The sequence below is a fragment of the Pseudomonas sp. CFSAN084952 genome, assembly GCF_009648855.1.
GTDB lineage: Bacteria > Pseudomonadota > Gammaproteobacteria > Pseudomonadales > Pseudomonadaceae > Aquipseudomonas > Aquipseudomonas paracarnis.
In genome coordinates this window covers 4,887,581-4,911,559 of the sequence record NZ_CP045767.1, presented here as the reverse complement: position 1 = coordinate 4,911,559, position 23,979 = coordinate 4,887,581, and the positions used below count along the sequence as shown (strand labels likewise).

The window sequence follows — 23,979 nt, the reverse complement described above, 5'->3', positions numbered from 1 at the left end:
TCGAGCCTTCAGATGCACCAAAGCCGCCCTTTGGGCGGCCTGGTGGTTAACTCAGCTGATTACCACTGGTAGGTGGCGCTGGCGACGACGCTGCGTTGGTCGCCGAAGTAGCAATAGGAGCCATCACAGGTGGAAATGTAGTCCTTGTTGAACAGGTTGGTCGCGTTCACTTTCACCGACGCGCCCTTGAGGCTGTTGTCCAGGCGGCCGAGGTCATAGTGCAGCGCGCCGTCGAAGACGGTGTAGGCGTTGGCCTTGCCGGCCCAGGTATTGGCCTGGTCGCCGTAGGTGTTGCCGGTGTAGCGGGCGCCGAAGCCGATACCGAAACCGTCGAGCGCGCCGGTGTGCCAGGTGTAGTCGGTCCACAAGGACGCTTGTTGGTTAGGCATCAGTTGCAGGCGGTTGCCTTTGAACTCGCCTTTTTGCACTTCGGATTTGGCCAACGTGTAGGCAGCGATCACTTTGAGGTTTTCGGTCACGTCAGATACGGCTTCCAGCTCCAGGCCTTTGACTTTCACTACGCCGGTCTGGTCGGTGACAGAAACACCACCGGACTGGAAGCTGCTGACCAGAACGTTCTTCTGGGTCAGGTCATACAGCGCGGCACTGAGTAGCGTGTTCGAACCCGGCGGTTGGTACTTGATCCCCAATTCCCACTGCTTGCCTTCGGTGGGCTTATAGGATTCTGTAGGAGAGGCGCTGGCGTTGCTCGCCGGCTGGAAAGATTCGGCGTAGGAGATATACGGTACGAAGCCCGAGTCGAACACATAGCTCAGTGCCGCGTTACCGCTGAAATTCTTGCTGCGGTCAGTATTGGTCGCGTCGTTTTTGTTGAGGTACGTAGTGCCTTGGTGCACCCAGTCTTCACGGCCACCCAGGGTCAAGCGCCAGTTATCAAGAGCCATCTGGTCTTGGACGTAGAGGCCGGTCTGGACGGTTTTCTGATTGTAGTCGTAGAAAGCGCCGGAGCGTGCGGGGCGTTCAACTGGCGTGGTGTTGACCGGGTTGAAGATGTTGACTCGTCCGGCCTGCCCGTAAATCGACAGGTACGAGGTATCGGTACGCTGGTGGTCAAGCCCGAGTAGAAGGGTGTGGGTGACGTCGCCGGTGGAGAAGTCGGCCTGAAAGTTGTTATCTACCGCCAATTGTCCGATGTTCTCGTCCACGTTGGTCGAAGAACGGTCCATATTGCCTTCGGCGTCGACCGGTGCCCAGGCAAAGGCGCCCACGGTCAATTGTTGGAACGACAATTCTGATTTGGTGTAACGCAGATTCTGTTTGAACTGCCAGGTATCGTTGAAGCGGTGCTCGAATGCGTAGCCGAGTGCGTAATAGGTACGGTCGTAGAACTCGTAGTCCGGATCGCCCAGGTTTTTATGATGCGAAACGTCACCCAGTGGCGACTTGATCTTGGTGCCGACTATCGGCAGGAACTGGCTGGTCGCCCCGGTATCGTCGCGGGTGAACTGCGACAGCAAGGTCAACTTGGTATCGGTGTCGATATTCCAGGTCAAGCTCGGTGCGATGTTGTACCGCTTGTTGTCGATGTGATCGACCTGGGTACCGGCATCGCGCACCACGCCGCCAACGCTGTAGAGAAACTGGCCCTCATCATCGATCTTGCCAGTGCTTTCGAAATTGATCTGGCGGTGGTTGTCACTGCCGTATTGCACCTGGATAGCACTGCTCTGTTCGGCGCTGGGACGGCGGCTGACCATGTCCAGCAAGCCACCAGGTGGAGTTTGACCATAAACCGATGAAGCCGGACCGCGCAGCAGGGCGAGGCGGTCGAGGTTCCAGGTTTCGGCTTTTGGGTTGGCGTACACGCCACGGGGCAGTGGCAGGCCATCGAGGAATTGCGTCGGCTCGAAGCCGCGTACGCGCATCCAGTCGTAACGGGTGTCGCTGCCGTAGCTGGCAGACACAATACCGGGCATGTATTTGACCGCATCGTCGAGGTTCTGCACGTTACGGTCCTGCATTTGCTCGCGGGTGGCTACCGAGATCGAGCGTGGTGCCTCGACCAGCGCAGTATCGGTTTTGGTGCCGGCGGCGGTGCGCTTTGCAACATATCCCTCCACCGGCCCCCAAGCGCTTTCATAGCTGCCTTGGCCGGTGATGTTGGTGGTCGGCAAGGCAACGACGCCCTCCGGGACCGGCATCAGGGTGTAAGTGCCCGCACTGCTCTGCTCCAACTGCAACCCCGTCCCCCGCAAGGCTTCCCGCAACGCGCCCTGCGCATCGAACTGGCCTTTGACCGGTGCCGAGGTCTTGCCGGCGGCGAGTGCGGGGTTGAGGGTCAGCGCCAGGCCGGCCTGGCTGGCGATCTGGTTCAGGGTGGTGGCCAGGGGCGCAGCGGGCAGGTTATAGGCGCGCACGCTGGAGGCTTGTTCGGCGGCGATCAGCGGGGTGCTGGCGAGCGGGGCGCTGAGGGCGATCGCCATGGCTAACAGGCTGGGGCGCAACAAGGTGTCTAGCGTGCGGGACATAAGGGCGGCTCCTGAATGGAAATATTTCTCAATTGCCTAGGTGCCGAGCGAGAATCGAAAAGTGATAGGGGTGAGTGAAAATATTTTTCGCAGGTGTGCTTGAGGGCCTCATCGCAGGCAAGCCAGCTCCCACAGTTGAAGGTGTTCGCAATTCGAAATGTGGGAGCTGGCTTGCCTGCGATAGCAATCGCCCAGGCGCTGCAGGACCTAAGGCTTACCCTTGACGGTCACCCACCACGTCGTGTGCTGCTCGATCTGCACCGGCAAAGTCGGCAACAGCGCATTCAATGCCAACGTGGTGTCATGCAGCGGGAAACTGCCGGTGATGCGCAGGTCGGCCACGTTGTTATCCACCCCCAGGTAGCCGGTGCGATAGCGCGCCAACTCCTCGATCACATCCCCCAGCCGAGCGTTGTCCACTACCAGCATGCCGCGCGTCCAGGCATCGGTGGCCGGGGTGACGGCCAGCAACGGGCCAAGGCCGTCGCTGCGCATCAGCACCTGCTGGCCCGCCTTGAACACCTGTTCGTGGTGCAACGCCTCGGGCTGGGCGGCCACGGCTGACTGCAGCACACTCAGGCGCGTAGCGTCGTCTTCGCGCTTGACGATAAACCGAGTACCCAGCGCCCGCAGGCTGCCGTCGCGGGTTTGCACGTAGAAAGGGCGTGAATCGTCGTGGCCGGTTTCGACGAGAATTTCGCCTGCCTGCAACACGATCAAGCGGCGTGTTTCGTCGAAGCGCACATCAATGGCGCTGTGGGTGTTGAGGTTGATCCGCGTGCCATCCGCCAGCTTCAGCGTGCGCTGTTCACCGGTGGCCGTGCGCTGGTCGGCCAGCCAATAGTGAATAGGTACGTAACGCTCACCGGCAAACAGCGCTAGGCCGCACACCAGCACGATACTGGCCAGGCCCCGGCCCAGTTTGCGCACGCGCTGGCGAATGCCGTGGCGCGACTGCAGCAGCGCCGCCCGAGCCGGGCCCGAGGCCACGCTGAAACGCTGGTCGAGCATGCCCAACTGGCGCCAGGCGCGAGCGTGTTCCTCATCACTGGCCAGCCACTTGCTGAACTCTTCCTGTTCCACCGCGCTGCCGTCGCCCGAGTCGAGGGACAGCTGCCAGGCAATCGCGGCATCCAGCACGCGCGACGACACCGGTTTGGAGCCGATCGCGGTCACGACGGCTCGCCATACAGTGCGATGTAGCACTGGCGAATGCCCTGGGCCAGGTATTGGCGCACGCGGGGCACCGACACGCCCAGGCGCTGGGCGATTTCGGCATGGCCCAGGCCGTCGAGGCGGTTATAGAGGAACGCGGCGCGGGCCTTGCTCGACAGTTTGCCGAGCAGGCGGTCGATGGCCTTGAGGTCTTCGAGGATCAGTTGCTGGGCTTCCGGCGAAGGCTGTTCGCTTTCCGGGATCAGCATCAATTCGGTGAGGTAGGCCTGTTCCAGGGCCGCACGTCGGAAATAGTCGAACAGCAAACCCTTGGCGATGGCCACCAGGAACGCCCGCGGTTCGCGGGGCTCGCGCAACTCGTCACGACCCAGCAGGCGCATGAAGGTGTCCTGGCTCAGGTCTTCGGCGCGGCTTGGGCACCCCACGTTACGTCGCAGCCACGCCAACAGCCAGCCACGGTGGTCGCGATACAACGCACCAACAAGCTCACTGCGTGGGGTCTGGACCGACGACAAGGCATCACCGAATAAACAAGAGGTTTAAACTAACGAGAATTATTCGCGATTGTCGCAGAGGCGTGGGGTGGGCGCAATTGGCGTCTGTCGGGTGATCGTTCCCACGCTCGGCGTGGGAATGCATCCCGCGATGCTCCGCGTCGGGCGCGAAGCGTTAAAGGGAAGGGGACTGTTTGCGCCGTTTCCATTGGGCCAAACGCTCTTGCAGCGTCTGGGGCGTGTCTATCTGTTGCTGCCGCGCACGGCTGAACAGGATCAGCATCAGCTCTGCCGTCGCCAGTGCATCGGCGCTGGCATGGTGGCGTTCGCCAGCCTGTAGCCTGAAGTGGTTGAGCCAATCATCCAGCCCGGCCTCGCGGATATGCGCCTCAGGGCACAACAGCGGAGCCAGGTCTGCCACATCCAGGAATGGATGGGCCAGGCGATACCCCAGGCTGTCCTTGAGCGCCCGGCACAGCATGTGTTGATCAAACGGCGCATGAAAAGCCAGCAGAGGGCTGTCGCCCACGAACGCCATGAAATCCAGCAACGCCTCGGCCGGGTCGCTGCCGGCGGCAATTGCACTGGGCCCCAACCCGTGGATCAGCACACTGGGGCTGAGCTTGGTGTCGGTGCGCTGCAGGGTACGTTCGAACAGTTGGGAAAAATCCACCGCACCGTCTTCGATGACCACGGCGCCGATGGACAGCACCTGGTCGCGGTGAAGGTTCAGGCCGCTGGTTTCCAGGTCCACCACTACCCAGCGCTGGCTGCGCAATGGGCCGTTGCCCAGTTCGGCGGGCTTGGGTAAATGCTCCAGGCGCTGCTGTTGCGCAGCGTTGAGCCCGGGCTTTTTCGCGCGCAGCCAGCCAAACAAACTCATAGCTGATACCGCAAGCTCAGGCTGCTTTGCAGGCGTTGGGCCTGGCGCAGGGACTCACGCAGGATGCGCCGGTCCAGGTGGTTGAGGCTGTCGGGGTCGACGCGGTTGGAATAGGGCAGGTTCTCGCGGGTCTGCAATTGGTGCTGCTGCATGCGGGTCTGCTGGATAAAGTGGTAGGCCTCTTCATAGGCGGCGCCATCCAGGGGTTCGATCACGGCCTTGTCCACCAACTGGCGCAGGCGTTCCAGGGTGTTGTTGGCGTGGATGCCATTGGCCAGGGCCAAAAGGCGCGCGCCATCTACAAAAGGCGTAAGGCCCTGCACCTTGAGGTCGAGGGTGGCCTTTTCGCCATTTTTGCGGGTCAGCACGAACTCGCGAAAACGCCCTACCGGCGGGCGTCGCAATAGTGCATTTTCGGCCAGCATCCGTTGGAACAAGCGGTTATCCGCCACCTGATCGAGAATGCCCTGGCGCAGTTGCTCGCAACCGCGCTCTTCGCCCCACACCACGCGCAAGTCAAAATAGATGCTTGAGCCCAGCAGGTTTTCCGGCGTCGCCTCACGAATGAACGCGCCGAAGCGCCGCGCCCACTCCACGCGGGACAAGCACAGCTCGGGGTTGCCGGCCATGATATTGCCCTTGCACAGGCTGAAGCCGCACAGCGCCAGGCTTTGGTTGATGTGCTGCGCCAGCGGTAGCAAGCGCTCACGCCTTTCGGCGGCTTCGACGGCGTCCTTGGCCTCGAACAGGATGCCGTTGTCCTGGTCGGTGTACAGCGTTTGTTCGCGGCGGCCTTCACTGCCAAAACACAGCCAACTGAAGGGCACGCCGGGGTCGCCTTTTTCCGCGAGGGTCAGCTCGATCACCCGGCACACGGTGTGGTCGTTGAGCAGCGTAATGATGTGGGTGATCTGGGTGGATGAGGCGCCATGGGCGAGCATGCGCTCCACCAACTGGCCGATTTCACCGCGAATCGCCACCAGGTTTTCCACCCGGGGCGCGTTGCGGATGGTGCGGGCCAGGTGCACCAGGTCCACACGCTGCAAGGAAAACAAGTCACGCTCGGAGACCACGCCACACAGGCGCTGGTCTTGCACCAGGCACACATGGGCGATATGCCGCTCGGTCATGGCGATGGCTGCGTCGAAAGCGCTGTGCTCCGGGCTCAAGTAAAACGGCGCCTGGGTCATGTGCCCGGCAATGCTCTGGCTGAAGTCGCTGGTGCCATCGGCGACCACCTGGCGCAGATCGCGCAGGGTGAAGATGCCCAGGGGCGCTTTGTGTTCGTTGACGATCACAATGCTGCCGACTTGCTGTTCGTGCATCAAGGTCACCGCTTCGCGCAACGCTGTGTGCGGGCTGCAGGTGACCGGGTGGCGCATGGCCAATTCACCCAGGCGGGTATTCAAGGAATATTGGGTGCCGAGGGTTTCCACGGCTTTTTGCTGTACCTGCTGGTTGACCTGGTCGAGCAGGCTGCTGACCCCGCGCAAGGCGAAATCACGAAACGGGCTGGACAGGGCGAACAGCTTGATAAAGGCCGGTTTGTTCAATTGCAGGCAAAAGGTGTCTTCAGCGGCTTTGTGTTCTGTACGGGTCGCGCGCTCACCCAGCAAGGCGGCGAGGGGGAAGCATTCGCCGGTGGCGATTTCAAAGGTGGTGTCTGCCGAGTCTGGCCGCTCACCCACGACCCGCCCCTGCTTGACGATATAAAAGTGCTCGACCGGGCCGCCCGACGGTTTGAGGATGCTGTCGCCGGGGCCGTAGAAACGCAGTTGGCACTGTTCCACCAGGAAGGCCAGGTGCGCCTGTTCCATCTGGTTGAACGGCGGGAAGCGTTGCAGGAATTGCAGGGTGCCGTGGATGTTCTGCAACACCGCGGTTTTACCCGCCTGTGCGAATGCATCAGCTTTACTCATAACAGTGACCGCAGTGTTTTTGTCGTTATCGTGCTGCATGGTCGACTCCTGCGCAGTGGGTGCCCATTGGACGTAAGTCTAGGTCGAGGAATACCGCGCAAAACTAGGGAAAAACCTTACATGACAATCGTCCAAAACCCGTAGAAAGCCCACTAGGCAAACTTTCCGACGAAGTGCACATTGTTCGCCCTTCCGCAGATGTCTGACGAGTGTGCTGGGAGATTGATGAGAACTGCTGAGAAACGTATGTCCGACCACGATATTTTGAGTGATGCCGAGCGCGAGGCGCTGAGCGCCGTGATGCTGGAGCCCGATTTACCCCCCCAACGCGTTTTGATCGTGGACGACGACAAGGACGCGCGTGAATTGCTGGCGGAAATCCTTGGGCTCGATGGTATTCGCTGCATGACTGCCGAAAGTGGCGAGGCTGCGTGGGATTTGTTGAAGACGAGCAGTTCCATCGGTTTGCTGATCACCGACCTGCGCATGGCGCCCAGCAATGGCCTGGAATTGATCCGCCAGGTGCGTGAGTCCACCCGTGCGGCGTTGCCGATCATCATCATGTCTGGAGACGCGGAAGCGCCGGATGTGATTGATGCGATGCATTTGAGCGTGGTGGATTTCTTGCTCAAGCCGATTGATAGCGTGAAGTTGGCGAAGTTGGTAAAGCGGGAGTTGGGGATGGTGCCCTGAGTGTGGGGTGACTGGCCTGGCCTCTTCGCGGGTAAGCCCGGCTCCCACATTTGAAATGCATCCCCCTGTGGGGGCTGGCTTGCCTGCGATTCAGGCAACGCGGTCTAACTGACACACCTGATAAAAAAGCCCCGATCTTTCGATCAGGGCTTTTTTCCATTACAGGCCGTTCTTGGCCTTGAACTCCCGACGCCTGCGATGCAACACCGGCTCGGTATAGCCATTGGGCTGCTTGGTCCCTTCAATCACCAACTCCACCGCTGCCTGGAACGCGATGTTGCTGTCGAAGTCCGGAGCCAGTGGGCGGTACAACGCATCCCCGGCATTCTGGCGGTCCACCACCGGCGCCATGCGCTTGAGGCTGTCCATCACTTGAGCTTCGTTGACGATGCCGTGGCGCAGCCAGTTGGCGATGTGCTGGCTGGAAATGCGCAGGGTGGCGCGGTCTTCCATCAGGCCGACATCGTTGATGTCCGGCACCTTGGAGCAGCCCACACCCTGGTCGATCCAACGCACCACATAGCCGAGGATGCCCTGGGCGTTGTTGTCCAGTTCGTTGCGGATCTCTTCTTCGGACCAATCGGTGTTGCTGGCCAGAGGAATGGTGAGGATATCGTCCACCGAAGCGCGCTCGCGCTTGGCCAGTTCGGCCTGGCGGGCAAACACATCAACCTTGTGGTAGTGCAACGCATGCAGGGCCGCAGCGGTCGGCGACGGTACCCAGGCGGTGTTGGCACCGGCCAACGGATGGGCGATTTTCTGCTCAAGCATCAAAGCCATCAGGTCGGGCATGGCCCACATGCCTTTACCGATCTGTGCACGCCCTTGCAGGCCGGTGCTCAGGCCGATATCGACGTTCCAGTTCTCATAGGCGCCGATCCATTTTTCCGCCTTCATGGCCGCCTTGCGCACCATCGCGCCGGCTTCCATGGAGGTGTGGATTTCATCACCAGTGCGGTCGAGGAAACCGGTGTTGATAAACACCACGCGCTCGCTGGCCGCCTTGATGCAGGCCTTGAGGTTGACCGTGGTGCGGCGCTCCTCATCCATGATCCCGACCTTGAGGGTATTGCGCGCCAGGTTCAGCACCTCTTCGATGCGACCGAACAGTTCGTTGGTGAACGCGGCTTCTTCCGGGCCGTGCATCTTCGGTTTCACGATGTACACAGAACCGGTACGGCTGTTCTTGCGGGTGTTGTTGCCGTTGAGGCTGTGGATCGCCGCCAGGCTGGTGATCAGGCCGTCGAGGATGCCTTCGGGTACTTCGTTGCCATCTTTATCGAGGATCGCGTCGATGGTCATCAAGTGGCCAACGTTGCGCACGAACAACAGCGAACGGCCGTGCAGGGTCACGTCGCTGCCATCCACGCCGGTGTAGACGCGGTCAGGGTTCATGGTGCGGGTGAAGGTCTGGCCGCCCTTGGCCACTTCTTCGGCCAGGTCGCCCTTCATCAGGCCGAGCCAGTTGCGGTAGATCACCACTTTGTCATCGGCGTCGACGGCGGCCACAGAGTCTTCGCAGTCCATGATGGTGGTCAGCGCGGCTTCCATCAGCACGTCTTTGACGCCTGCGGCGTCGGTTTGGCCGACTGGGGTGCTGGCGTCGATCTGGATTTCGAAGTGCAGGCCATTGTGCTTGAGCAGGATCGCAATCGGCTCGGCCGCAGGGCCCTGGAAACCGATCAACTGGGCATCGTCACGCAGGCCGCTGTTGCTGCCGCCTTTGAGGCTGACGATCAGCTTGCCGTCGACGATTTTGTAGCCGGTGGAATCGACATGGCTGCCGGCGCTGAGCGGTGCGGCCTCGTCGAGGAAAGCGCGGGCGAAGGCAATGACCTTGTCGCCACGCACTTTGTTATAGCCCTTGCCCTTCTCGGCGCCGTTGGCTTCGCTGATGGCGTCGGTGCCATAGAGCGCGTCGTACAGCGAGCCCCAGCGCGCATTCGAGGCATTGAGGGCGAAGCGGGCGTTCATCACCGGCACGACCAGCTGTGGGCCGGCCATGCGTGCGATCTCATCATCGACGTTTTGGGTCGAGGCCTCAAAGTCTGCGGCTTCTGGCAACAGGTAGCCGATGTCTTGCAGGAAGGCTTTGTAGGCCACCGGGTCATGGGCCTGGCCGGCGTGGGTCTGGTGCCAGGTATCGATCCGCGCCTGGAAGTCGTCGCGTTTGGCGAGTAGGGCTTTGTTCTTCGGGGCCAGGTCATGGATGACCTTGTCGGCACCGGCCCAGAACTGGTCGGCAGTGATGCCGGTACCGGGAATGGCTTCGTTGTTCACGAAGTCGAACAGGACTTTGGCGACCTGCAGGCCACCGACTTGAACGTGTTCAGTCATTGCTTGCCTCACTCTGCGGAGCTTATGCGCTTTATCAGATTTTCATTATGTAGTGCACGGTTGGGCATACTACATGATGACTTGCGGTTGTGAAAATTAGACTAAATACGTCGTTTAGCGACCCACTTTGGTCGTACGGTCACAGCGGAGAACCAGATGTTCTCAAAAAACTATTGGATTGTTCCAGATAAATATAAAAATGGTACACGATTTGTCTGGGGGAGCTGGTTTGCCTGCTATGGACGTTAACGATCACGCGTCCCTTCTGGATAAACGCGGCATGTCTATAATCGAGGATCAACCAACCGAGGGACTGCGCCATGGACCATCTTGTACTCACTATTATCGCCGCCGACAAACCCGGCCTGGTTGAACGCATCGCGCAGAACATTGCCAGTCATGGTGGTAACTGGCTGGAAAGCCGCATGGCGCACATGGCCGGGCAGTTTGCCGGGATCCTGCGGGTGAGCGTGCCGAGCGAGCAGCGCCAGGCATTGGTGGGGGCATTGGAGGATTTATCCACCCATGGCATTCGCGTGTTGGTGGGTGAGGGCAGCAGCGGCCAGGCATCGGCGTCCAAGCCGATCCTGATGACCCTGGTGGGCAATGACCGCTCGGGCATCGTGCGTGAGATCACCGCGCTGCTGAGCCAGCAGGGCGTCAACCTGGAACGCCTGAGCACCGATGTGCGCCCGGCGCCCATGAGCGGTGATCCGCTGTTCAACGCCGAGGCGTTGTTGCAAGTGCCGGCCACGCTATCGCTGGAAACCCTGCAAGAGGCTTTGGAAACCTTGGCCGATGACTTGATGGTGGAGTTGCGTCAGGAGGAATAACGATCCACAAGGTTATGCAGGGAAATCTTGCATGGGCCTGTGGATAACCTGTAGAGACCCGACGCCAGGCCATGCCCGCCGGCCTTCTGCGCAAGTTGAGCAAAAAACGAGCAGTTTCAAGGGCTTGTGCACAAATGGCGGGGATCAGGCTGTGGATAACCTTTGGGTCGAACGCTGCAAGCCACGAAAGCCGTGGCTTGCAGAGGTTTGTACGTTATTTGATCAGCGTTTACGCACGGTCAGCCAGGCATCCAGGCTGTACACCACCAACCCGGCCCAGATAAAGGCGAAGGCGACCAAGGTGCTCGGCGCCAGGTGTTCACCGAACAACAGCACGGCTTCGAGCAACACCAGCGTCGGCGCCACATACTGCAAAAAGCCCAGGGCGGTGTAGGGCAAGTGCCGTGCAGCGGCGTTGAAGCACACCAGGGGAATCAGCGTCACCGGGCCTGCGGCCACCAGCCACCAGGCCTCGGAGGTGCTCCAGAACGCCAGTTGCGCGCTGTGGGCGGTCGGGTTGAACAGCAACCAGGCGACGGCAATGGGTACCAGCATCCAGGTTTCCACCACCAGGCCTGGCAGCGCCTTGACCGGCGCCTGCTTGCGGATCAAACCGTAGAAGCCGAACGTCAGCGCCAGCGCCAGCGACACCCACGGCAGGCTACCGACTTGCCACACCTGCTGCGCCACACCTATCGCTGCCAACCCCACCGCTACCCATTGCAAACGGCGCAAGCGCTCGCCGAGGATCAGCATGCCCAGCAGCACATTCACCAGCGGGTTGATGTAGTAACCCAGGCTCGCTTCAAGCATGCGCCCGGTGTTCACCGACCACACATAGGTCAGCCAGTTAGCGGCGATCAACGAACCGCTGAGGGCCAGGATCGCCAGGCGCTTGGGGTTGTCGCGCAGTTCGCGAAACCAGCCGGGATGTTTCCACACCATCAGCAACAGCCCACCGAACAGGGCCGACCACAACACGCGGTGCACGATGATCTCGGCGGCGGGCACGCTGGCGATGGCTTTGAAGTAGAGCGGGAACAGACCCCAGATGACATAGGCGCTCAGGCCCAGGATATACCCCTTGCGGGGGTTGGCGGCTTGCATTGCAGAATCCTTGCTCAGGCAGCTAACAAAGCGCAATTGTAAGGATATTTGTCAGACAACGCTCGTTCCCACGCTCTGCGTGGTAACGCCGCCTTGGACGCTCTGCGTCTGCTCTTAAATCGTGACGCGGAGCGTCACAGGATGCGCGCCCACGCAGAGCGTGGGGGCGAGCATGGACAGCCAGCTCCCACAGGAGGCAGGGCCAGGTCAGAAGAGCTTCAGCGGTTCTTCATTGAGCGCCGACAGTTGCTCGCGCAACGCCAGCACCTGGTCACCCCAATACCGTTCGCTGCCAAACCACGGAAAGCTATGGGGAAACGCCGGGTCGTCCCAGCGTCGTGCGAGCCAGGCACTGTAGTGCATCAGGCGCAGGGCGCGCAGCGGCTCGATCAGCGCCAGTTCGCGTGGGTCGAAGTCGTGGAATTCCTGGTAGCCATCCATCAGCTCCGAGAGCTGGCCGAGGCATTCCTGGCGGTCGCCAGCCAGCATCATCCACAGGTCTTGCACCGCCGGGCCCATGCGGCAGTCATCCAGGTCGACGATATGGAACATCTCGTCGCGGCACATCATGTTGCCGGGGTGGCAGTCACCGTGCATACGGATGTTCTTGTGCGGTGTGGCCTTGTAAACCTCTTCCACACGCTTGAGCAAGTCGCGGGCCACGGACTCGTAGGCCGGCAACAGGCTTTTGGGAATGAAGTTGCCTTCAAGCAAGGTGGTGAGGGAGTCGTGACCGAAATTCTTCACCCCCAGGGCTTCGCGGTGTTCGAACGGGCGGGTGGAGCCCACCGCGTGCAAACGCCCCAGCAGTTGCCCGAGCCGGTAAAGCTGATCGAGGTTGCCTGGCTCCGGCGCGCGGCCGCCACGGCGGGGGAACAGGGTGAAGCGGAAACCTGCATGTTCGAACAGGCTCTCGCCGTTGTGGACCAAGGGGGCGACCACCGGTACATCGCACTCGGCCAGTTCGAAGGTGAAGCGGTGTTCTTCCAGGATCGCCTCGTTGGTCCAGCGCTGGGGGCGATAGAACTTGGCGATCAGCGGTTCGGCGTCTTCGATGCCCACTTGGTACACGCGGTTTTCGTAGCTGTTGAGCGCCAGAACCCGCGCGTCGCTGAGGAAACCGATGCTTTCGACGGCGTCGAGCACCAGGTCTGGGGTGAGTGTTTCAAACGGGTGGGCCATGCGAACTCCTGCGCGCAGCAGGGCGCCGCGTCCGGCCGGGTATGGTAACAGCATAGATAGCCGGTGGCTGTGCGGACGCCTTCGCAGGCAAGCCAGCTCCCACACTGGCATGTATTTACACATCGAAATGTGGGTGCTGGCTTGCCTGCGATAGCGGTCTATCAGGCGCCTACGATCCCGCCATCATCCCGCCGAATCGCCATCACCGAAGACCGGGGTTTGCCATTGGGCAGGTGTTCCGGCCAGGTCGAACCACCGGTTTCCCCTGGGTGCTGAATGCCCACGAACAAGGTTTTCTGGTCCGGCGAAAAGCTGATCCCCGTCACTTCACACGCCACCGGCCCCACCATGAAGCGACGGATTTCACCCGTGCTCGGGTCGGCGCACAGCATCTGGTTATTGCCCATGCCCGCAAAGTCGCCGGCGTTGCTGTAGTCGCCATCGGTCAGGATCCACAGGCGCCCGGCTTTGTCGAAGCCCAGGCCGTCGGGGCTGTTGAACATGTTTTGCGGGTTGATGTTGGACGAGCCGCCCTTGGGGTTACCGGCATGCACGCCGGGGTTGCCGGCCACCACGAACAGGTCCCAGGTGAAGTCCGTGGCACCGTGGTTATCGGCGTCGGCTTTCCAGCGCAGGATCTGGCCGTAGACGTTTTTCTCCCGTGGGTTGGGGCCGCCCGCCGGCTGGCCCTCTTCGCCGCGCTTGGCGTTGTTGGTCAGGGTGCAATAGACCTGGCCATCGGTAGGGCTGACCACGATCCATTCCGGGCGGTCCATGCGTGTGGCTTTCACCACGCTGGCGGCCAGGCGCGCATGAATCAGCACCTCGGCCTGGTTAGCGAAACCGCTGCTGGCGTCAATGCCGTTTTTGCCATGGGTGAGTTCGACCCACTGGCCTTTGCCCTTGGGATGGTCGGCGTTGCCGTCGCCCGCGTCGAAGATCGCCACGTACAAGGTGCCGTGGTCGAGCAGGTCTTTGTTGGCCTTCGGGTTGTTGTGGTTGATCTGATCGCGGCTGATGAACTTGTAGATGAATTCACCGCGTTCATCGTCGCCCATGTACACCACGGCGCGGCCGTCACGGGTTTCGGCGAGGGCCGCGTTCTCGTGCTTGAAGCGGCCCAAGGCCGTGCGTTTTACCGGGGTGGATTGCGGATCGAACGGGTCGATTTCCACCACCCAACCATGGCGATTGAGTTCGTTGGGGTTCTTGGCCATATCAAAGCGCGGGTCGTGCTGATGCCAGTTGATGTCCTTGCTGGCGGCCACCACGCCGTAGCGCTTCTGCCCTGCGTCGAAGGTTTGCTGCGGGTTGCTGCTGCCGAAGCAGTCGGTGAAGTTTTCTTCGCAGGTCAGGTAGGTGCCCCACGGCGTCTTGCCGTTGGCGCAGTTCTGGAACGTGCCGAGGACTTTTTTGCCGCTCTTGTCGGCGGTGGTTTTCAGCCAGTCATGGCCGGCGGCAGGGCCACTCAAACGGATCGGCGAATTGCCGTGGATGCGCCGGTTGTAGCGTGAATCCTGGACGAATTGCCAGGTGTCGCCCTTGCGGCGTACTTCGATCACCGACACGCCTTCGCTGGCCAGGGCCTTGCGCACGTCTTCGGCCGATTGTGGCGCGCCGCCGTGGGCGTAGAGGTAGCGATAGTTGGTGTATTCGTTGTTGATCGCCATCAGCGCGCGGTTGTCGTCACCGGGGAATGGAAACAGGCTCATGCCGTCGTTGTTGTCGCCGAACTGTTGTTCCTGAGCCTTGGCGGTGCCATGGCCGGACGGGTCGAAAGCCGGGGCGTTCTTGTGCAGGGGCTGGCCCCAACTGATCAACACCGAAGCACTGTAGCCCGGTGGCAGGGTGATGGTGTCGCTGGTGGCGGCGGCGATGCTGGTGAACCCCAGCAACGGGCTGGCGGTAGCGGCATTCACGGCCAGGGCGCTGCGGCTCAGCAGGTTGCCGCCGAGGAACATCGCGGCGCCGCACAGGGCGCCTGCGCCGATAAAGCGACGGCGGGTCAGGCCCACCATCTGTTCAAGGTCGGTGGCTTGGTTTTCTTCTAATAGGCTCATCACAGGCTCCTTAAGGTTTTTGCAGACACCTTAAGCAGCGCTTGTGACCGAATTGTTGCAGCTTGAAGACGCGCGCTCGTTACACCGGGGTGCCAAGCAATACATGGCTGGGTGCAAACTGCACGCGGATCGGCTGGCCTTGCGCTGCATCAATGGCCTTGAGCGCGACGGGCGGCGCCAGCGCGCACAACACTTGGCCGTTGGGCAGGGCAATACGCACCTCGCTGGGGCCGTCTTCGGCGGCGAGAATGGTCTCGATCACCCCGCTCAGGCAATTGTGTCCAAGTGTTTCAGCTTGCCCGTCCACCAGTAATTCAAGCCACCCGGCCTTGATCAGGGCCACTACTTCCACGCCGGTCTGCAGTTCCAGGCGCAGGGTGCTGTCGTGGGTGATCTGTGCGTCGAGGTGCAGGCCGCCGGCCAATTGCAGGCGGATCATGTCGTTGTGGCCATGGCTCTCTATGGTACTGACCTGGCCGTGCAATTGGTTGCGCGCGCTGGTGCGCAGCATCAAGCGGCCCAGCAGGTTGAAGTCGCTGGCCGCTTCGTCCGAGCCAAGGATCTCGGCCTGAAGCAGTTGCAGGCGCTGATAAAGGCGCAGGACCCGTTCCCCTTCCTGCGTCAGTTTGGCGCCGCCACCGCCCTTGCCACCGACGCTGCGTTGCACCAGCGGTTTTTGCGCCAGGTTGTTCAGCTCATCAATGGCGTCCCAGGCGGCCTTGTAACTCAACCCGGCACTCTTGGCCGCACGGGTGATGGAGCCCTGCTCGGCGATATGCCCCAGCAAGGCAATACGCTGGGGGCGGCGGATGATGTGTTGGCTGAGAGGGCTGGGCACAGACATGGCAGATACGCTTGGGTGAGATGCGCCGACGTTGCCGCGCTGGCGCAGGGGAGTCAAGTCAGCTGCCGGGTTTGGGCGTACGGGCCAGGCAATACACGTCCACCTGGCGCGCGCCGGCGTTTATCAACAAGCGCGCCAGGCTGTGGGCGGTGGCGCCGGTGGTGAGGACGTCGTCTACCAGCGCCAGATGTTGCCCGGCAACCTGAATGCCGGGGGCCAGTGCGAAGGCGTTGAGCAGGTTGCGTTTGCGGGTCTTGGCATCGAGGTCTTGCTGCGCCACGGTTTCATGGGGGCGTAATAGCGCGTATTCATCAAAGGGAATGTCAAGGGCGTGACTGAGCCAGCGGGCCAGCATCAACGCTTGATTGAAGCCGCGTTCGCGCAGGCGTTTACGCGCCATGGGCACGGGCAGCAGGCAGTCGGGGCGCTCCAGTTCGGCGTTATCGAAGCGATGCTGCAAATGCTGCCCCAGCAGGCGCGCCAACAGATGCCCCAGCGGCCAACGCGCCTGATGCTTGAAGCGGCTGATCAGGGTGTCCACTGGAAAGCTATAGGTCCATGGCGCGATCACTTGGTGAAAGGCCGGAGGCTGTTTTTGGCACTGGCCGCAGATCAACCCATCCATGGGCAAGGGCAGTGCGCAGCGCTCGCATTGTTCCATCAGCCATGGCAATTCTGTTTCGCAGGCGTTGCACACGTCCTCGGCCGAGTCGGTGCACTCATCGCAAATCAAACAGGTCTGTATGCTTTTTAACCAGATGTAAGCTTGGTGTTTGTGCTCAGGTTGACAGTGCATGAATCTTCCTTAAATATGCCGAGCATCCGTGTCGTGCCTGTGGATATTGCCGTTCCCACAGCGCTTGCCAAAGCATAATCAAGGAATCGCCCATGAGCGCCAGCACCTCTGCCACCCTGCGTCACGATTGGTCTTTAGCTGAAGTCAAAGCCCTGTTCGTGCAGCCCTTCAACGACCTGTTGTTCCAGGCGCAGACCGTGCACCGCGCGCATTTCGACGCCAACCGCGTGCAGGTCTCGACCCTGCTGTCGATCAAGACCGGCGCCTGCCCGGAAGATTGCAAATATTGTCCGCAGTCGGGCCACTACAACACTGGCCTGGAAAAAGAGAAGTTGATGGAGGTGCAGAAGGTCCTCGAGGAGGCCGCTCGTGCCAAGGCCATCGGTTCGACGCGTTTCTGCATGGGTGCGGCATGGAAACATCCGTCGGCCAAAGACATGCCCTACGTGCTGGAAATGGTCAAAGGCGTGAAGGCCATGGGCCTGGAAACCTGCATGACCCTCGGTCGCCTCGACCAGGACCAGACCGAAGCCCTGGCCCAGGCCGGCCTGGACTACTACAACCACAACCTCGACACCTCGCCGGAGTTCTACGGCTCGATCATCACCACCCGCACCTACAGCGAGCGCCTGCAAACCCTGGCCTATGTGCGTGATTCGGGGATGAAGATCTGCTCGGGCGGTATCCTCGGCATGGGCGAGTCCCTCGACGACCGTGCCAACTTGCTGATCCAACTGGCCAACCTGCCGGAGCATCCGGAGTCGGTGCCGATCAACATGCTGGTGAAGGTAGCGGGCACGCCGTTGGAAAACGCCGATGACATCGACCCCTTCGATTTCATCCGTATGCTGGCGGTGGCGCGCATCCTGATGCCGCAGTCCCACGTGCGCCTGTCGGCCGGCCGCGAAGCCATGAACGAGCAGATGCAGGCCCTGGCGTTTTTTGCCGGCGCCAACTCGATCTTCTACGGCGACAAACTGCTGACCACCGCTAACCCCCAGGCTGACAAGGACATGCAACTCTTCGCACGCCTGGGCATCCTGCCCGAAGCCCGTGAAGAGCATGCCGATGAAGTGCACCAGGCGGCGATCGAGCAGGCGTTGGTGGAGCAAAAGAGCAGCGAGCAGTTCTACAACGCTGTGGTGTAACCACCTTTGGAATGCATTCCAGCTCCTCCAGTGGATTGAGTTGAACCTGTTAAATCGAGGCCAGCATGTCTTTCGATCTCGCCGCGCGCCTCGCTGTTCGCCGTGCCGACCATCTTTACCGCCAGCGCCCCTTGCTGCAGAGCCCCCAAGGCCCGCATGTGGTGGTGGACGGGCAACCGTTGTTGGCCTTCTGCAATAACGATTACCTGGGCCTTGCCAATCACCCGCAAGTGATCGAAGCCTGGCGCGCCGGTGCGTCCCGCTGGGGCGTGGGCGGTGGCGCTTCGCATTTGGTGGTGGGCCACGCCACCCCGCACCATGAGCTGGAAGAAGCTCTGGCTGACTTGACCGGTCGCCCGCGTGCCTTGCTGTTCACCACCGGCTACATGGCCAACCTTGGCGCGGTCACGGCGCTGGTGGGGCAGGGCGATACGGTATTGGAAGACCGGCTTAACCACGCGTCCTTGCTGGATGCTGGTTTGCTGTCCGGTGCGCGTTTCAACCGCTACCTGCATAACGACGCAGGCAGCCTGGCCAAGCGCCTGGAGAAAGCCACCGGCAATACCTTGGTGGTCACCGACGGTGTGTTCAGCATGGATGGCGACCTCGCCGACCTGCCCGCGCTGGCCCGTGAAACCCGGGCCAAAGGTGCCTGGCTGATGGTGGATGACGCCCATGGCTTCGGCCCGCTGGGCGCCAATGGCGGCGGTATCGTCGAGCATTTCGGCTTGAGCCAGGACGACGTGCCCGTGCTGGTTGGCACCTTGGGCAAAGCGTTCGGCACCGCCGGGGCCTTCGTGGCCGGCAGTGAGGACTTGATCGAGAGCCTGATCCAATTCGCCCGCCCGTATATCTACACCACCAGCCAACCACCGGCACTGGCCTGCGCCACCCTCAAAAGCCTGGAACTGCTGCGCAGCGAACATTGGCGACGCGAGCACCTCAACGCGTTGATCCGCCAGTTCCGTCATGGCGCCGAGCAGATCGGCCTGGGCTTGATGGACAGCTTTACGCCGATCCAACCGATCCTGATTGGCGACAGCGCCCGGGCACTGCGCCTGTCGCAGATGCTGCGCGAGCGTGGCTTGATGGTGACAGCCATTCGCCCACCGACCGTGCCCGCCGGCAGTGCCCGTCTACGGGTGACATTGACGGCGGCCCACAGCGAGGCGCAGGTGCAGCTATTGTTAGATGGGTTGCAAGCGTGTTTTCGCTTGTTAGACGCCTCGGAGCCCGGCCATGCGTAATCGACTGATATTGCTACCGGGCTGGGGCCTGGGTGTGTCCCCGCTGGAGCCGTTGGCCGCTGCGCTGCACGGCCTGAACGAGCATTTGCAGGTACAGATCGAACCCTTGCCGGCGCTGCAAGCCAGCGAACTCGGTGAATGGCTCGATGAACTCGATGCGACGCTGCCGGACAATGCCTGGCTCGGGGGCTGGTCGCTGGGCGGCATGCTCGCGTCCGAGTTGGCGGCGCGCCGTGGCGAGCGGTGCTGCGGCTTGCTGACCCTGGCGAGCAACCCGTGTTTCGTCGCCCATGACGGCTGGCCCCATGGGATGCCTGCTGAAACCTTCGATGCATTTCTGGCCGGCTGCCACGCCGACTCCCAGGTCACGCTCAAGCGTTTTGGCCTGTTGTGCGCCAAGGGTGCTGAAGACCCGCGCGGCTTGTCGCGGTTGTTGGTCAGCGGTGCGCCGAATACCTCCCCCAGCGTCTTGATGCCCGGCCTGGAGATGCTGGCCCAACTGGATACGCGGGCGGCCTTGCAGGCTTTTCGCGGGCCGCAGTTGCACCTGTTTGCCGGCCTGGACGGGTTGGTGCCTGCCGAAGCCGCCAGTGATCTGCTGGCCTTGCTCCCCGATGTAGAAATCGGCCTGATTGAACAGGCCGGTCACGCGTTTCTTCTGGAAGACCCTCACGGAGTAGCCGGGGCTATCCAGGCTTTTTTGCATGAGTGTGTCGATGACTGACCTATCCCACCCGCCCTTGCCTGGGGGCTTGCCGGACAAGCGCCAGGTCGCAGCCTCGTTCTCCCGTGCGGCGGCCAGTTACGACAGCGTGGCCGAGTTGCAGCGTGCGGTCGGGCATGAACTGCTCAGCCGCTTGCCGCACGGCCTGGTGCCCCGGCGTTGGCTGGACATGGGCTGTGGCACGGGTTACTTCAGCCGCGTATTGGGCAAGCGTTTGCCCGGCAGCCAAGGTGTGGCGTTGGACATTGCCGAGGGCATGCTCAACCACGCGCGTCCGCTGGGCGGCGCCGCGCACTTTATAGCCGGTGATGCAGAACGCTTGCCGCTTGCAGCTGACAGCGTTGAGCTGCTCTTCTCCAGCCTCGCGGTACAGTGGTGTGCCCATTTTGATGCGGTGCTCAGCGAAGCCCGGCGCGTGCTGCGACCAGGTGGCGTGCTGGCCTTTGCCAGCCTGTGCGTAGGCACCCTGGATGAGTTGCGCGAGAGTTGGCGGGCGGCGGATGGCCTGGTCCACGTCAATCGCTTCCGCACCTTCGAGGCTTATCAGCAACTGTGTGCGGCCAGTGGTTTGCGCGTGATCAGCCTGGAGCGAAAGCCCCATGTGTTGCATTACCCGGATGTGCGCAGCCTGACCCATGAACTCAAGGCACTGGGCGCCCATAACCTCAACCCAGGCCGCCCGGGAGGGTTGACGGGCCGTGCGCGGATTGTCGCGCTGGTAGAGGCCTACGAGCAGTTCCGCCAGGCCCAGGGCCTGCCCGCCACGTACCAGGTGGTGTATGCCGTACTGGAGAAACCGTTATGAGCGCCGCTTACTTCATCACCGGTACAGACACCGATGTTGGCAAGACCACCATCGCCGCCGGCCTGTTGCATGCGGCCAGGCTTTGCGGCAAAAGCACGGCCGCCGGAAAGCCGGTGGCGTCGGGCTGCCAACTGACGGCCCAGGGTCTGCGCAATGCCGATGCGTTGGCGTTGCTAGCCGAGTGTTCCGTGCCGCTCAGTTATGCCGAGGTCAACCCGGTGGCCTTCGAGCCAGCTATCGCGCCGCATCTGGCAGCGCGCGAGGCGGGCGTCGGGCTCACGGTGCAATCGCTGCTCAAGCCGATGCAGCAGATCCTGGCACGGGGCGCGGACTTCACCTTGATCGAAGGGGCAGGCGGTTGGCGCGTGCCCTTGGCCGACCAGGCCAACCTGTCGGACCTGGCCATGGCGCTCAAGCTGCCGGTGATCTTGGTGGTAGGCGTGCGCCTTGGGTGCATCAGCCACGCGTTGCTCACCGCCGAAGCCATCGCACGGGATGGCTTGCCGCTGGCGGGCTGGGTGGCAAATATCATCGACCCCAAGACCTCTCGTCTGGAAGAAAACCTCGCCACCCTGGCTGAGCGCCTGCCCGCGCCTTGCCTGGGGCGAGTGCCTAAACTCAAGCATGCCGGGGCTGCCGCGGTGGCCGAGTACTTGGAGCTGGACCTGCTTGACTGATTTTGGCTATCGCTAAGGCAATATGCCATTAGTGTTTTTGACGGGCCTTTTGCCAGGATGTCTGGTTCAATCGGGCTTCACGATTCTCTAAAGGCAGGCTTACGCCATGGACATCTCTGGAAGCAGCGCGTTTTATTCGGGCCTGAGCACTATTCAGACCGGGCAGAACCGCGTCGACCAGGCGGCCGGCAAGATTGCCAGCGCCGCGACCACCCAGCCTTCGGCCGCGCAAAGCGACCGTCTGCAAGCCAATGACCGCGCCCAAGCGTCCAACTCGGCGAGCAACATGGTGGAAATGGCCCAGGGTAAGTTTCAAGTCGAGCTGGGGGCGAAAGTCGCCAAGGCTTCGGACGAAATGCTCGGTACCTTGATCGATACCTACGCTTAACTTCTCTATCGCTTGCCCGCTCCTCTCTGTGGGAGCTGGCTTGCCTGCGAGAGCATCAACGCGTACTGCCTGATACACCCTGGCGTCTGCATCGCAGGCAAGCCAGCTCCCACAGTCGTTCCGCGACATTCTGCTTTCTTTAAATCATGAGGCATCCCGCCGCAGGCCTTGTCGTGCCTGGCTGACCTGCGTCAAGACAAACGGCATCTGGCCGACGCTTGACAACCCTGGGTGGTAAACGTATGTTTCAAACACCTGTTTGACCGCCATAACAAATCCACGCGGTTGTTCATCCCAGTTACATCAGCAGAGGTTTATCGCTATGCCTGACTACAAGGCCCCCTTGCGTGATATTCGCTTCGTTCGTGACGAACTGCTCGGTTATGAAGCGCACTATCAGAGCCTGCCGGCTTGCCAGGACGCTACCCCGGACATGGTCGACGCCATCCTCGAAGAAGGCGCCAAGTTCTGTGAGCAAGTACTGGCACCGTTGAACCGCGTGGGCGACATCGAAGGGTGTACCTGGAGTGAGTCAGGCGTTAAGACCCCTGCGGGTTTCAAAGAGGCCTACAAACAATTCGTCGAAGGCGGCTGGCCAAGCCTGGCCCACGACGTGGAGCACGGTGGCCAAGGCCTGCCGGAATCCCTGGGCCTGGCTGTGAGTGAAATGGTCGGCGAGGCCAACTGGTCGTGGGGCATGTACCCTGGCCTGTCCCATGGCGCGATGAATACCATTTCCGAGCACGGCACTCCCGAGCAGCAAGACGCTTACCTGACCAAGCTGGTGTCGGGCGAATGGACCGGCACCATGTGCCTGACCGAGCCACACTGCGGCACCGACCTGGGCATGCTGCGCACCAAGGCCGAGCCTCAGGCTGACGGTTCCTACAAAGTCTCCGGTACCAAGATCTTCATCTCGGCCGGTGAACACGACATGGCCGACAACATCGTCCACATCGTACTGGCCCGCCTGCCGGATGCACCGGCTGGCACCAAAGGCATCTCGCTGTTTATCGTGCCCAAGTTCCTGCCCAACGCCGATGGCTCGGTGGGCGAGCGCAACGCGGTCACCTGTGGCTCCCTGGAACACAAGATGGGCATCCACGGCAACGCCACCTGCGTGATGAACTTCGACGCGGCCACCGGTTTCCTGATCGGCCCGGCGAACAAAGGCCTGAACTGCATGTTCACCTTTATGAACACCGCTCGGCTGGGCACCGCGCTGCAAGGCCTGGCTCACGCCGAGATCGGCTTCCAGGGCGGCTTGAAATATGCGCGTGATCGCCTGCAAATGCGCTCCCTGACCGGCCCGAAAGCGCCAGATAAAGCCGCTGACCCGATCATCGTGCACCCTGACGTACGCCGCATGCTGCTGACCATGAAGGCCTTCGCCGAAGGTAACCGTGCGATGGTGTACTTCACTGCCAAGCAAGTGGACATCGTCAAGTACGGTACCGACGACGAAGCCAAGAAACAGGCGGATGCCCTGCTGGCCTTCATGACTCCGATCGCCAAGGCGTTCATGACCGAAGTCGGTTTTGAATCGGCCAACCATGGCGTGCAGATCTACGGTGGCCACGGCTTTATCGCTGAGTGGGGCATGGAGCAGAACGTTCGCGACAGCCGCATTTCGATGCTGTACGAGGGCACCACCGGTATCCAGGCGCTGGACTTGCTCGGCCGTAAAGTGCTGATGACCCAAGGCGAAGCGCTCAAGGGTTTCACCAAGATCGTGCACAAGTTCTGCCAGGCCAACGAAGGTAACGACGCGGTTAAAGAATTCGTTGCACCGCTGGCGGCACTGAATAAAGAGTGGGGCGAGTTGACCATGAAGGTCGGCATGGCCGCGATGAAAGACCGTGAAGAAGTCGGTGCTGCTTCGGTGGACTACCTGATGTACTCCGGCTACGCGTGCCTGGCGTACTTCTGGGCCGACATGGCACGCCTGGCCGCCGAGAAACTGGCCGCTGGCACCAGCGAAGAGGCGTTCTACACCGCCAAGTTGCAGACTGCGCGCTTCTACTTCCAGCGCATCCTGCCGCGTACCCGCACCCACGTGGCAACCATGCTGTCGGGCGCCAACAACCTGATGGACATGAAAGAAGAAGACTTCGGCCTGGCTTACTAAGCCTTACCGGGTTCTTCTGAAAACCGCCGCCTCCTTCGGGACGCGGCGG

Annotated in this window: 20 protein-coding genes; 9 read left to right on the top strand and 11 right to left on the bottom strand. The window is 61.6% G+C overall.

The window, feature by feature from the left end; all coding sequences use genetic code 11:
- Window positions 1-59: 59 nt before the first annotated feature.
- The 5 genes from GH769_RS22420 to GH769_RS22400 all read right to left on the bottom strand — a co-directional run bounded on the left by GH769_RS22420 (window position 60) and on the right by GH769_RS22400 (window position 6,961).
- Window positions 60-2,489 carry a TonB-dependent siderophore receptor gene (locus GH769_RS22420; protein ID WP_014720219.1) on the bottom strand — a complete coding sequence of 810 codons (2,430 nt, stop codon included), beginning with the start codon at window positions 2,487-2,489 and terminating at the stop codon, window positions 60-62.
- Between the two features lie 207 nt (window positions 2,490-2,696).
- Complete coding sequence (locus GH769_RS22415) at window positions 2,697-3,665, bottom strand: FecR domain-containing protein (protein ID WP_019817420.1); 969 nt, start codon at window positions 3,663-3,665, stop codon at window positions 2,697-2,699.
- Window positions 3,662-4,180: an RNA polymerase sigma factor gene (locus tag GH769_RS22410; RefSeq protein ID WP_019817419.1), complete on the bottom strand. Its 519-nt coding sequence runs from the start codon at window positions 4,178-4,180 to the stop codon at window positions 3,662-3,664. Before GH769_RS22410 ends, GH769_RS22415 begins: the two co-directional genes overlap by 4 nt.
- Window positions 4,181-4,334: 154 nt before the next feature.
- On the bottom strand, window positions 4,335-5,042 hold the full coding sequence (locus GH769_RS22405; protein WP_014720216.1) for a PolC-type DNA polymerase III: 708 nt from the start codon (window positions 5,040-5,042) through the stop codon (window positions 4,335-4,337).
- On the bottom strand, window positions 5,039-6,961 hold the full coding sequence (locus GH769_RS22400; RefSeq protein ID WP_032902344.1) for a putative nucleotidyltransferase substrate binding domain-containing protein: 1,923 nt from the start codon (window positions 6,959-6,961) through the stop codon (window positions 5,039-5,041). Before GH769_RS22400 ends, GH769_RS22405 begins: the two co-directional genes overlap by 4 nt.
- Window positions 6,962-7,207: 246 nt before the next feature.
- On the opposite strand from GH769_RS22400, the gene GH769_RS22395 reads away from it, so the two are divergent.
- The gene (locus GH769_RS22395) at window positions 7,208-7,654 is read left to right on the top strand and encodes a response regulator (protein ID WP_019817416.1); all 447 of its coding nucleotides are present in this window, start codon (window positions 7,208-7,210) and stop codon (window positions 7,652-7,654) included.
- Between the two features lie 159 nt (window positions 7,655-7,813).
- Here GH769_RS22395 and GH769_RS22390 read toward each other — a convergent pair whose 3' ends face one another.
- On the bottom strand, window positions 7,814-9,991 hold the full coding sequence (locus GH769_RS22390) for a malate synthase G (RefSeq protein ID WP_019817415.1): 2,178 nt from the start codon (window positions 9,989-9,991) through the stop codon (window positions 7,814-7,816).
- Window positions 9,992-10,311: 320 nt separating this feature from the next.
- Between GH769_RS22390 and GH769_RS22385 the strand changes: the two genes are divergently transcribed.
- Entirely contained in the window at window positions 10,312-10,824 is a 513-nt protein-coding gene (locus GH769_RS22385; protein ID WP_003194815.1) for a glycine cleavage system protein R, read from the top strand.
- A 222-nt stretch (window positions 10,825-11,046) separates the two neighbouring features.
- Here GH769_RS22385 and rarD read toward each other — a convergent pair whose 3' ends face one another.
- The 5 genes from rarD to GH769_RS22360 form a co-directional block, all read right to left on the bottom strand.
- Window positions 11,047-11,931 (bottom strand): EamA family transporter RarD, encoded by an 885-nt coding sequence (gene rarD / locus GH769_RS22380; protein ID WP_032902317.1) that lies wholly within the window; start codon window positions 11,929-11,931, stop codon window positions 11,047-11,049.
- Window positions 11,932-12,138: 207 nt separating this feature from the next.
- Window positions 12,139-13,113, bottom strand: coding sequence for a serine/threonine protein kinase (locus GH769_RS22375; RefSeq protein ID WP_003194811.1), 975 nt, complete (start codon window positions 13,111-13,113; stop codon window positions 12,139-12,141).
- A gap of 161 nt (window positions 13,114-13,274) precedes the next feature.
- Window positions 13,275-15,173: a PhoX family phosphatase gene (locus GH769_RS22370; RefSeq protein ID WP_020302158.1), complete on the bottom strand. Its 1,899-nt coding sequence runs from the start codon at window positions 15,171-15,173 to the stop codon at window positions 13,275-13,277.
- 79 nt (window positions 15,174-15,252) lie between these two features.
- The gene (locus GH769_RS22365; RefSeq protein WP_032902318.1) at window positions 15,253-16,017 is read right to left on the bottom strand and encodes a TOBE domain-containing protein; all 765 of its coding nucleotides are present in this window, start codon (window positions 16,015-16,017) and stop codon (window positions 15,253-15,255) included.
- Between the two features lie 58 nt (window positions 16,018-16,075).
- On the bottom strand, window positions 16,076-16,813 hold the full coding sequence (locus tag GH769_RS22360; protein WP_153649895.1) for a ComF family protein: 738 nt from the start codon (window positions 16,811-16,813) through the stop codon (window positions 16,076-16,078).
- 92 nt (window positions 16,814-16,905) lie between these two features.
- Here GH769_RS22360 and bioB point away from each other — a divergent pair, with 92 nt between their 5' ends.
- From bioB to GH769_RS22325, 7 genes are all read left to right on the top strand, one after another.
- Window positions 16,906-17,961 (top strand): biotin synthase BioB, encoded by a 1,056-nt coding sequence (gene bioB / locus GH769_RS22355; protein ID WP_014720209.1) that lies wholly within the window; start codon window positions 16,906-16,908, stop codon window positions 17,959-17,961.
- A 65-nt stretch (window positions 17,962-18,026) separates the two neighbouring features.
- Window positions 18,027-19,208, top strand: a complete 1,182-nt coding sequence (gene bioF / locus GH769_RS22350; protein ID WP_014720208.1) for an 8-amino-7-oxononanoate synthase — start codon at window positions 18,027-18,029, stop codon at window positions 19,206-19,208.
- Window positions 19,201-19,932, top strand: a complete 732-nt coding sequence (locus tag GH769_RS22345; protein ID WP_032902319.1) for an alpha/beta fold hydrolase — start codon at window positions 19,201-19,203, stop codon at window positions 19,930-19,932. Before bioF ends, GH769_RS22345 begins: the two co-directional genes overlap by 8 nt.
- Entirely contained in the window at window positions 19,925-20,737 is an 813-nt protein-coding gene (bioC, locus tag GH769_RS22340) for a malonyl-ACP O-methyltransferase BioC (protein ID WP_032902320.1), read from the top strand. Before GH769_RS22345 ends, bioC begins: the two co-directional genes overlap by 8 nt.
- Entirely contained in the window at window positions 20,734-21,414 is a 681-nt protein-coding gene (gene bioD / locus GH769_RS22335; protein WP_014720205.1) for a dethiobiotin synthase, read from the top strand. The genes bioC and bioD overlap by 4 nt, the downstream gene beginning before the upstream one ends.
- Before the next feature lie 106 nt (window positions 21,415-21,520).
- Window positions 21,521-21,802, top strand: coding sequence for a hypothetical protein (locus tag GH769_RS22330; protein WP_020302162.1), 282 nt, complete (start codon window positions 21,521-21,523; stop codon window positions 21,800-21,802).
- A gap of 322 nt (window positions 21,803-22,124) precedes the next feature.
- On the top strand, window positions 22,125-23,930 hold the full coding sequence (locus GH769_RS22325) for a phenylacyl-CoA dehydrogenase (RefSeq protein ID WP_014720204.1): 1,806 nt from the start codon (window positions 22,125-22,127) through the stop codon (window positions 23,928-23,930).
- Window positions 23,931-23,979 lie beyond the last annotated feature (49 nt).

Bases quoted from the DNA above. Each gene is read 5' to 3' on its own strand.
- rarD (WP_032902317.1), bottom strand. From the start codon at position 11,931: ATGCAAGCCGCCAACCCCCGCAAGGGGTATATCCTGGGCCTGAGCGCC.
- GH769_RS22390 (WP_019817415.1), bottom strand. From the start codon at position 9,991: ATGACTGAACACGTTCAAGTCGGTGGCCTGCAGGTCGCCAAAGTCCTG.
- GH769_RS22325 (WP_014720204.1), top strand. From the start codon at position 22,125: ATGCCTGACTACAAGGCCCCCTTGCGTGATATTCGCTTCGTTCGTGAC.
- bioD (WP_014720205.1), top strand. From the start codon at position 20,734: ATGAGCGCCGCTTACTTCATCACCGGTACAGACACCGATGTTGGCAAG.
- GH769_RS22400 (WP_032902344.1), bottom strand. From the start codon at position 6,961: ATGAGTAAAGCTGATGCATTCGCACAGGCGGGTAAAACCGCGGTGTTG.
- bioB (WP_014720209.1), top strand. From the start codon at position 16,906: ATGAGCGCCAGCACCTCTGCCACCCTGCGTCACGATTGGTCTTTAGCT.
- GH769_RS22375 (WP_003194811.1), bottom strand. From the start codon at position 13,113: ATGGCCCACCCGTTTGAAACACTCACCCCAGACCTGGTGCTCGACGCC.
- GH769_RS22395 (WP_019817416.1), top strand. From the start codon at position 7,208: ATGTCCGACCACGATATTTTGAGTGATGCCGAGCGCGAGGCGCTGAGC.
- GH769_RS22420 (WP_014720219.1), bottom strand. From the start codon at position 2,489: ATGTCCCGCACGCTAGACACCTTGTTGCGCCCCAGCCTGTTAGCCATG.
- GH769_RS22370 (WP_020302158.1), bottom strand. From the start codon at position 15,173: ATGAGCCTATTAGAAGAAAACCAAGCCACCGACCTTGAACAGATGGTG.
- GH769_RS22385 (WP_003194815.1), top strand. From the start codon at position 10,312: ATGGACCATCTTGTACTCACTATTATCGCCGCCGACAAACCCGGCCTG.
- bioC (WP_032902320.1), top strand. From the start codon at position 19,925: ATGACTGACCTATCCCACCCGCCCTTGCCTGGGGGCTTGCCGGACAAG.
- GH769_RS22365 (WP_032902318.1), bottom strand. From the start codon at position 16,017: ATGTCTGTGCCCAGCCCTCTCAGCCAACACATCATCCGCCGCCCCCAG.
- GH769_RS22360 (WP_153649895.1), bottom strand. From the start codon at position 16,813: ATGCACTGTCAACCTGAGCACAAACACCAAGCTTACATCTGGTTAAAA.
- GH769_RS22330 (WP_020302162.1), top strand. From the start codon at position 21,521: ATGGACATCTCTGGAAGCAGCGCGTTTTATTCGGGCCTGAGCACTATT.
- bioF (WP_014720208.1), top strand. From the start codon at position 18,027: ATGTCTTTCGATCTCGCCGCGCGCCTCGCTGTTCGCCGTGCCGACCAT.
- GH769_RS22405 (WP_014720216.1), bottom strand. From the start codon at position 5,042: ATGAGTTTGTTTGGCTGGCTGCGCGCGAAAAAGCCCGGGCTCAACGCT.
- GH769_RS22345 (WP_032902319.1), top strand. From the start codon at position 19,201: ATGCGTAATCGACTGATATTGCTACCGGGCTGGGGCCTGGGTGTGTCC.